Annotated in this window: 5 protein-coding genes and 1 pseudogene; 5 read left to right on the top strand and 1 reads right to left on the bottom strand. The window is 65.7% G+C overall.

Translation table 11 applies throughout. The annotated features are described in order from the left end of the window. A partial coding sequence (gene rpsA / locus RMO30_RS07225) for a 30S ribosomal protein S1 (protein WP_309711352.1) occupies positions 1-1,292 on the top strand: 1,292 nt, incomplete at its 5' end. Between the two features lie 77 nt (positions 1,293-1,369). Here the strand turns inward: rpsA and RMO30_RS07230 are convergent. Next, a complete protein-coding gene (locus RMO30_RS07230) occupies positions 1,370-2,035 on the bottom strand; it encodes a DUF4126 domain-containing protein (protein ID WP_309711355.1) in 666 nt (221 codons plus the stop codon). Here RMO30_RS07230 and coaE point away from each other — a divergent pair, their 5' ends adjacent. The 4 genes and pseudogenes from coaE to RMO30_RS07250 form a co-directional block, all read left to right on the top strand. Next, positions 2,036-2,650 (top strand): dephospho-CoA kinase, encoded by a 615-nt coding sequence (gene coaE, locus RMO30_RS07235; RefSeq protein ID WP_309711358.1) that lies wholly within the window; start codon positions 2,036-2,038, stop codon positions 2,648-2,650. Between the two features lie 10 nt (positions 2,651-2,660). Next, on the top strand, positions 2,661-4,739 hold the full coding sequence (uvrB, locus tag RMO30_RS07240; protein WP_309711361.1) for an excinuclease ABC subunit UvrB: 2,079 nt from the start codon (positions 2,661-2,663) through the stop codon (positions 4,737-4,739). Positions 4,740-4,822: 83 nt separating this feature from the next. Beyond that, positions 4,823-7,723: pseudogene (gene uvrA / locus RMO30_RS07245) on the top strand (excinuclease ABC subunit UvrA). 5 nt (positions 7,724-7,728) lie between these two features. After that, the coding region (locus RMO30_RS07250; protein WP_309711363.1) for a GIY-YIG nuclease family protein at positions 7,729-8,054 on the top strand (326 nt) is incomplete at its 3' end.

An 8,054-nucleotide genomic window follows, 5' to 3' on the forward strand; every position in this document is an offset into this window, starting at 1 on the left:
CCGAGGGTGTCATCCCCTCCCGCGAACTCTCCATCAAGCACGACGTCGACCCGTCTGAGGTCGTCAACGTCGGCGACATGGTGGAAGCCCTCGTTCTCCAGAAGGAGGACAAGGAGGGTCGCCTCATCCTGTCGAAGAAGCGCGCGCAGTACGAGCGCGCGTGGGGCGACGTTGAGAAGATCAAGGACACCGATGGCGTCGTGACCGGCAAGGTCATCGAGGTCGTCAAGGGCGGCCTGATCGTCGACATCGGCCTTCGCGGCTTCCTACCGGCCTCGCTCATCGAGCTGCGCCGCGTGCGGGACCTCACGCCGTACCTCGACCAAGAGATCGAAGCGAAAATCCTCGAGCTCGACAAGAACCGCAACAACGTCGTGCTGAGCCGCCGGGCGCTGCTCGAGCAGACGCAGTCGGAGTCGCGTTCCACCTTCCTCAACAACCTCCAGAAGGGCCAGGTCCGCAAGGGCGTCGTGTCCTCGATCGTCAACTTCGGCGCGTTCGTCGACCTCGGCGGCGTTGACGGCCTCGTGCACGTCTCCGAACTGTCGTGGAAGCACATCGAGCACGCGAGCGAGGTCGTCGAGGTCGGTCAGGACGTCACCGTCGAGATCCTCGAGGTCGACATGGAGCGTGAGCGCGTGTCGCTGTCGCTCAAGGCGACCCAGGAAGACCCGTGGCAGGTGTTCGCCCGTACCCACGCGATCGGCCAGATCGCACCGGGCAAGGTCACCAAGCTCGTTCCGTTCGGTGCTTTCGTGCGTGTCGCGGATGGCATCGAGGGTCTCGTGCACATCTCGGAGCTCAGCGGCAAGCACGTCGAGCTCGCCGAGCAGGTCGTGTCGGTCGGCGAAGAGGTCTTCGTCAAGGTCATCGACATCGACCTCGAGCGTCGTCGCATCTCGCTGTCGCTCAAGCAGGCCAACGAGTCGGTCGACCCGAACGGCACCGAGTTCGACTCGGGCCTCGCCGCGCTCTACGGCATGGTTACCGAGTACGACGAGCAGGGCAACTACAAGTTCCCCGAGGGCTTCGACGCGGAGTCGGGCGAGTGGCTCGACGGGTTCGACGCCCAGCGCGAGACCTGGGAAGCCGAGTACGCGGCCGCCCAGGCCCGTTGGGAGCTGCACAAGACCCAGGTGCTCGCCGCCGAAGAGAAGGGCATCGCTGAGGCTCCGGCGGCGTCGTCGACTCCCTCGGGCAACTCGTTCTCGAGCGAGGGTTCGTCGACCGGCACGCTCGCCGACGACGAGTCGCTGGCCGCGCTGCGCGAGAAGCTCGCGAGCAACAGCTAGTCGCATCCAGAAGTAAAGGGCCGGACGAGAAAATCGTCCGGCCCTTTCTCGTTTCGGTGCGGGCGTTTCGGTGCAGGCTATGCGCCGTCGAGAACGCGATCGCCGCCCGGTCCCTCGGGGATGTCCGGCACGGAACGGGAGTTCTCCCGACTCTTCCGCCGCATTCGGCGGAAGAGAGCCACAAGCCCGGCCGCGAGGCCGATCACGGCGACGATCACGAGTACCGGGAAGAGGATCGCGAGCAGGCTGAGCACGACCGACGACACGTCCTCTAGGGTGCTCAAGACGGGCGCTGCTGCCCCCGCGGTGACCGCGTTGGCGGCGGGTCGGGTGAAGGTCTTGCCGGCATGCACGACGAGCGAGAGCACGATGCCGATGACGATGGGCACCCATTGGTTACTCGCGAAGAACTCCGCAGGGTCGGTGACGGCGACCGTCTGCGACGACGTGCCAGAACCGAACAGGATGCCGCCAGCGGCCGGCCGCACGATCGTCTGAATCCAGTCGTTCACCGTATCGACGACGGGAATCTTGTCGGCGATGACCTCGATGACGAACAACACGCCGAGCACGATGAGTACCCACTCGTTCTCGAGCCACGCCCACGCCGGGGGGAGCTGGATCCAGTCGAGGAAGCGACTCGACAGCCCGACGAGCAGCAGCGGGATGTAGGCGTTGAGTCCGGCGGCGGCGGCGAGGCCTGTCCCGGTGAGCAACTCGAGCATGCCCCATACGATAGCCACATGCTGCTCGTTGCCCTGACCGGCGGGATCGCGTCGGGCAAGTCGACCGTTGCGCGCAGGCTTCAGGAGCACGGCGCGGTCATTGTGGATGCCGACCAGGTCGCCCGGCAGGTCGTCGAGCCGGGAGAGCCTGCTCTCGCCCGCATCGCGGAGGAGTTCGGCTCTGGCGTGATCGCCGCTGACGGCTCGCTCGACCGCGCGGCGCTGGGCGCGATCGTCTTCAGCGACCCGGAGGGGCGTCAGCGGCTCAATGCGATCACGCACCCCGCGGTGCTGGAGCGGTCGCGTGCACAGTTCGCTGCCGCCGGCGCCGCCGACCCCGACGCGATCGTCGTCTACGACATCCCGCTGCTGGTGGAGGCGGGGCGGGTCGAGGAGTTCGATCTCACCGTGGTTGTGCACGCGGCCACCGAGACCCGGGTTCGGCGGATGGTCGAGCTACGCGGGATGACCCGCGAAGAAGCACTTCACCGCATCAACTCACAGGCGACCGACGCCGACAGGTTCGCGATCGCCGATGTCGTGATCGACGCCGACGGGTCGCTCAAGCAGACCCGGGAGCAGACGGATGCGCTCTGGGAGAACCTTCGAGCGCGTGTCAGAGGCTCCGCCTAGCCTGGTGGGCATGCAGCCCACTCGCGCGGTCCGACCCTTCGAGGTCATCAGCGAGTACTCGCCAAGCGGTGACCAGCCACAGGCGATCAAGGAACTAAGCGCTCGCATCAATGCGGGCGAGACAGATGTCGTGCTGCTCGGCGCCACCGGAACCGGCAAGTCGGCGACGACCGCTTGGTTGATCGAACAGGTGCAGCGCCCGACGATCGTGCTCGCGCACAACAAGACGCTTGCCGCCCAGCTCGCCAACGAGTTCCGCGAACTGATGCCGAACAACGCCGTCGAATACTTCGTTTCGTACTACGACTATTACCAACCCGAAGCGTACGTTCCGCAGACCGACACCTTCATCGAGAAAGACAGCTCGATCAACGCCGAGGTCGAGCGACTCCGCCACTCGACGACGAACTCGCTGCTCAGCCGTCGCGACGTCGTCGTCGTGTCTACGGTGTCGTGCATCTACGGTCTCGGCGCCGCCGAAGAGTATCTGGGCGCGATGACCTCACTTCAGGTGGGTGACAGCATCTCGCGAGACAAGCTCGTGCGGCGATTCCTGAACATGCAGTACGACCGCAACGACGTCGACTTCTCGCGCGGCAAGTTCCGGGTGCGCGGCGACACCATCGAGATCATCCCGGTCTATGAAGAGCACGCGATCCGCATCGAGATGTTCGGCGACGAGATCGAAGCTCTCTATTCGCTGCACCCGCTCACCGGCGACGTGCTGCGCAAGCTGGATGCCGTGTCGGTTTTCCCGGCGACGCACTACGCGGCCAGCACCGAAGCGATGCACCGCGCGATCGGGTCGATCAAGATCGAGCTCGCGCAGCAGCTCGCCCTTTTCGAGAAGCAGGGGAAGCTGCTTGAGGCGCAGCGGCTGCGCATGCGTACCGCGTTCGACATCGAGATGATGGAGCAGATCGGATTCTGCAACGGCATCGAGAACTATTCGCGGCACATCGACGGTCGGTCACCGGGTGAACCGCCGAACACCCTCCTCGACTACTTCCCCGATGATTTCCTGGTCGTGATCGACGAGTCGCACGCAACCGTGCCGCAGATCGGGGCGATGTACGAGGGGGATGCCTCCCGCAAACGCACGCTCGTCGAACACGGCTTCCGGCTGCCGAGTGCGCTCGACAACCGGCCGTTGCGCTGGGAGGAGTTTCTCGAGCGGGTGGGACAGAAGGTCTACCTATCAGCGACTCCCGGCAAGTACGAGCTCGGCATGGCCGACGGGGTGGTCGAGCAGATCATCCGTCCGACCGGTCTGGTCGACCCGCAGATCGTCGTCAAACCGAGCAAGGGCCAAATCGACGACCTGCTGGAGCAGATCCGGCTGCGGGCGGAGCGCAACGAACGCGTGCTCGTGACGACGCTCACCAAGAAGATGGCAGAGGAGCTCACCGCGTTCCTCGCCGAACACGGCGTCAACGTGCGTTACCTGCACTCCGACGTCGACACGTTGCGCCGGGTCGAACTGCTCACCGAGCTGCGGGCCGGGGTCTACGACGTGCTGGTCGGCATCAACCTGTTGCGAGAAGGGCTTGACCTTCCCGAGGTGTCTCTCGTCGCGATCCTCGATGCCGACAAGGAGGGCTTCCTGCGTTCGGGCACGTCGCTCATTCAGACGATCGGGCGCGCCGCGCGCAACGTCGCCGGCGAAGTGCACATGTACGCCGACAACGTCACCGACTCGATGGCGCGGGCGATCGACGAGACCACGCGGCGCCGTGAGAAGCAGGTCGCCTACAACACGGAGCACGGGATCGAGCCGACCGCGTTGCGCAAACGCATCGCCGACATCACCGAGGTTCTCGCTCGCGAAGGCGCCGACACCGAGAGGCTGCTGGCCGGCCGTTCGACTCCCGACGGCTCTCGTCGCCGCAGCCCCACGCCCAACCTCCGGCGTGAAGGAATCGGCGCCGCGGGTGCCGGAGAGTTGGAGTCGATCATCGCCGATCTCAACTCTCAGATGCTCCAGGCCGCCGGGGAGCTGAAGTTCGAGCTCGCGGCGCGACTGCGCGACGAACTGGGCGACCTCAAGAAGGAACTGCGCCAGATGGCCAATGCTGGTCACGTGCGCTGATTGCGCACCAGCCGGCCACGACCGCTAGTCGGTGAACCCGGTCCACCCCGGCGGATGTCAGCGGCCCTCCGTACACTTGCGGGGTGTCGATTGCGTCAGTCCCGGGTGCCCACAAGCTGAGCGTCCGCGGAGCGCGCGTCCACAATCTCAAGAACGTCGATCTCGAGATTCCGCGGGATTCGCTCGTCGTGTTCACCGGGCTTTCCGGGTCCGGCAAGTCGAGCCTCGCGTTCGACACGATCTTCGCCGAGGGCCAACGACGCTACGTCGAATCGCTCTCGGCGTATGCACGCCAGTTCCTCGGCCAGGTCGATCGCCCCGACGTCGATTTCATCGAGGGGCTGAGTCCCGCGGTGAGCATCGACCAGAAGTCGACGAACCGCAACCCGCGGTCGACGGTCGGCACGATCACCGAGATCTACGACTACATGCGTCTGCTCTGGGCGCGCGTCGGCGAGCCACACTGCCCGGAGTGTGGCGAGAAGATTCAGCGCCAGACAGTGCAGCAGATCGCCGACCAGCTGATGGAGCTCGAGACCGGCACGCGCTACCAGGTGCTGGCCCCCATCGTGTCGCAGAAGAAGGGCGAGTTCGTCGACCTCTACAAGTAACTGCAGTCGGGCGGCTACTCGCGCGCGGTCGTCGACGGTGAGACCGTACAGCTCGCGGAACCGCCGGTGCTCAAGAAGTCGTACAAGCACGACATCTCGGTCGTCGTCGACCGTCTCGTCGCGGCCGACGATCTGCTCACCCGGCTGACCGACTCGGTCGAGACAGCGCTCGGCCTCGCCGGCGGTGTCGTCACGATCGACTTCGTGGATGTCGACAGCCCAGCGGGCACGCGCACCTACAGCGAGAAGCTGTCGTGCCCGAACAACCACCCCATCCAGCTCACCGAGATCGAGCCGCGCACCTTCTCGTTCAACGCGCCGTTCGGGGCCTGCCCCGAGTGTTCCGGCTTGGGTATCAAGATGGCGGTCGACACCGACCTGCTCATCGGTGACCCCACCCTCACCCTCAACGAGGGCGTCGTCTTGCCCTGGAACCAGGCAGGTAAGGGGATGTACTCGTACTTCTCCCGCCTGTTGCAGGGCCTGGGCAAGGACCTCGACTTCGACCTCGACACTCCGTGGCAGAACTTGTCCGAGGAGGCACAGCAGGCGATTCTGCGCGGCAATGATTTCGAGGTCGCGGTGTCGTGGCGCAACCGCTACGGCCGCACCGTCAAGTATTCGACCGGCTTCGAAGGCGTGATGCCCTACATCGAGCGCAAGTTCCACGAAGCCGAGGGCGAGTGGTCGAAGCAGCGCTACGGCGCATACCTGCGCGAGATTCCCTGCCCGGTCTGCGACGGCCAGCGGCTCAAGCCCGAAGTGCTCGCCGTGCTCGTCGACGGCGAGTCGATCTCGGCGATTGCGAACCTGAGTCTCAGCGGTGCCCACCAGTTCATGGAGAGCCTCACGCTGTCCGAACGGCAGGCGAAGATCGCCGCCCAGGTGTTGCGCGAAATCCGCCTGCGCCTCGAGTTCCTGCTCGAGGTGGGTCTTGGCTACCTCACCATGGCGCGTGCGGCGGCGACGCTGTCGGGCGGTGAGGCACAGCGCATCCGGCTCGCGACCCAGATCGGGTCGGGTTTGACCGGCGTGCTCTACGTGCTCGACGAGCCGAGCATCGGGCTGCACCAGCGCGACAACCGCCGCCTCATCGACACCCTGGTGAAACTCAAGGGGCTCGGCAACACGCTCATCGTCGTCGAGCACGACGAAGACACCATCCGCACCGCCGACTGGCTCGTCGACATCGGCCCAGGCGCCGGCGAGCACGGGGGAGAGGTCGTGCACTCCGGCGACTACGCGTCGCTGCTGAAGAATCCGCGGTCGGTGACGGGCGACTACCTCGCGGGGCGGCGCTCGATCGAGATGCCCGCCAAGCGTCGCAAGATCGACAAGAACCGACAGATCACCGTCGAGGGCGCGAAGGCCAACAACCTGCAGGACATCACCGTCAGTTTCCCGGTCGGCACGTTCGTCGCCGTCACCGGGGTGAGCGGGTCGGGCAAGTCGAGTCTCGTCAACGACATCCTCTACAAGGTGCTCGCCAACGAACTGAACGGCGCGCGTCAGGTGCCCGGCCGCCACAAACGGGTCACCGGCCTCGAACATCTCGACAAGGTCGTGCACGTCGACCAGGCGCCGATCGGACGCACCCCGAGGTCGAACCCGGCGACCTACACCGGGGTGTTCGACCGCATCCGCACCCTGTTCTCCGAGACGATGGAGGCGAAGGCCCGCGGCTACCAGCCGGGTCGCTTCTCGTTCAACGTCAAAGGCGGCCGCTGCGAGAACTGTTCGGGCGACGGCACGATCAAAATCGAGATGAACTTCCTGCCCGACGTCTATGTCGCGTGCGAGGTGTGCGCGGGCGCGCGCTACAACCGCGACACCCTGCAAGTGCACTACAAGGGCAAGAACATCGCCGAGGTGCTCGACATGCCGATCGCCGAAGCGGCCGACTTCTTCGAGCCGATCAGCGCGATCCACCGCTTCCTCAAGACCCTCGTCGAGGTGGGGCTCGGCTACGTGCGCCTCGGGCAGTCGGCGACGACGCTCTCGGGTGGTGAGGCGCAGCGCGTCAAACTCGCCACCGAGCTGCAGAAGCGCTCGAACGGTCGCAGCGTCTACGTGCTCGACGAACCGACGACCGGCCTGCACTTCGAAGACGTGCGCAAGCTGCTGATGGTGCTCAATGGCCTTGCCGACAAGGGCAACACGGTGATCGTCATCGAGCACAACCTCGACGTCATCAAGAGCGCCGACTGGGTGATCGACCTCGGGCCCGAGGGCGGCTCCGGGGGCGGGCAGATCATCGCGACGGGCAGCCCCGAGCACCTCGCGACCGTCGACGCAAGCCACACCGGCCTCTTCTTGCGGGAGCTGCTCGGATTCACAGATGCGAGCGACGTGTCGGCGCGCAAGGCGGGTTGACCCCGGTGGTCAGTCCCGCCCGTTCGGATGCGGTCGAGTGGCGACCGAAAGCGGGGGAGATTCCCACCTCGCCCGGCGTCTACCGGTTTCGCGACGCACGCGGCCGCGTGCTGTACGTCGGCAAGGCGATCAACCTTCGGCAGCGACTCAGCAACTACTTCCAGCCGATGCGCAACCTGCACCAGCGCACCCGGGCAATGGTGCTGACGGCGTCGGGGGTGGAGTGGACAGTCGTCGGCAGCGACCGGGAGGCACTCGACCTCGAGTACGCCTGGATCAAGGAGTACGCGCCGCCGTTCAACGTCAAGTTTCGGGACGACAAGACCTATCC

Source organism: Pseudolysinimonas sp. (assembly GCF_031389465.1).
In the GTDB taxonomy this organism is placed as follows: Bacteria; Actinomycetota; Actinomycetes; order Actinomycetales; family Microbacteriaceae; genus Pseudolysinimonas_A.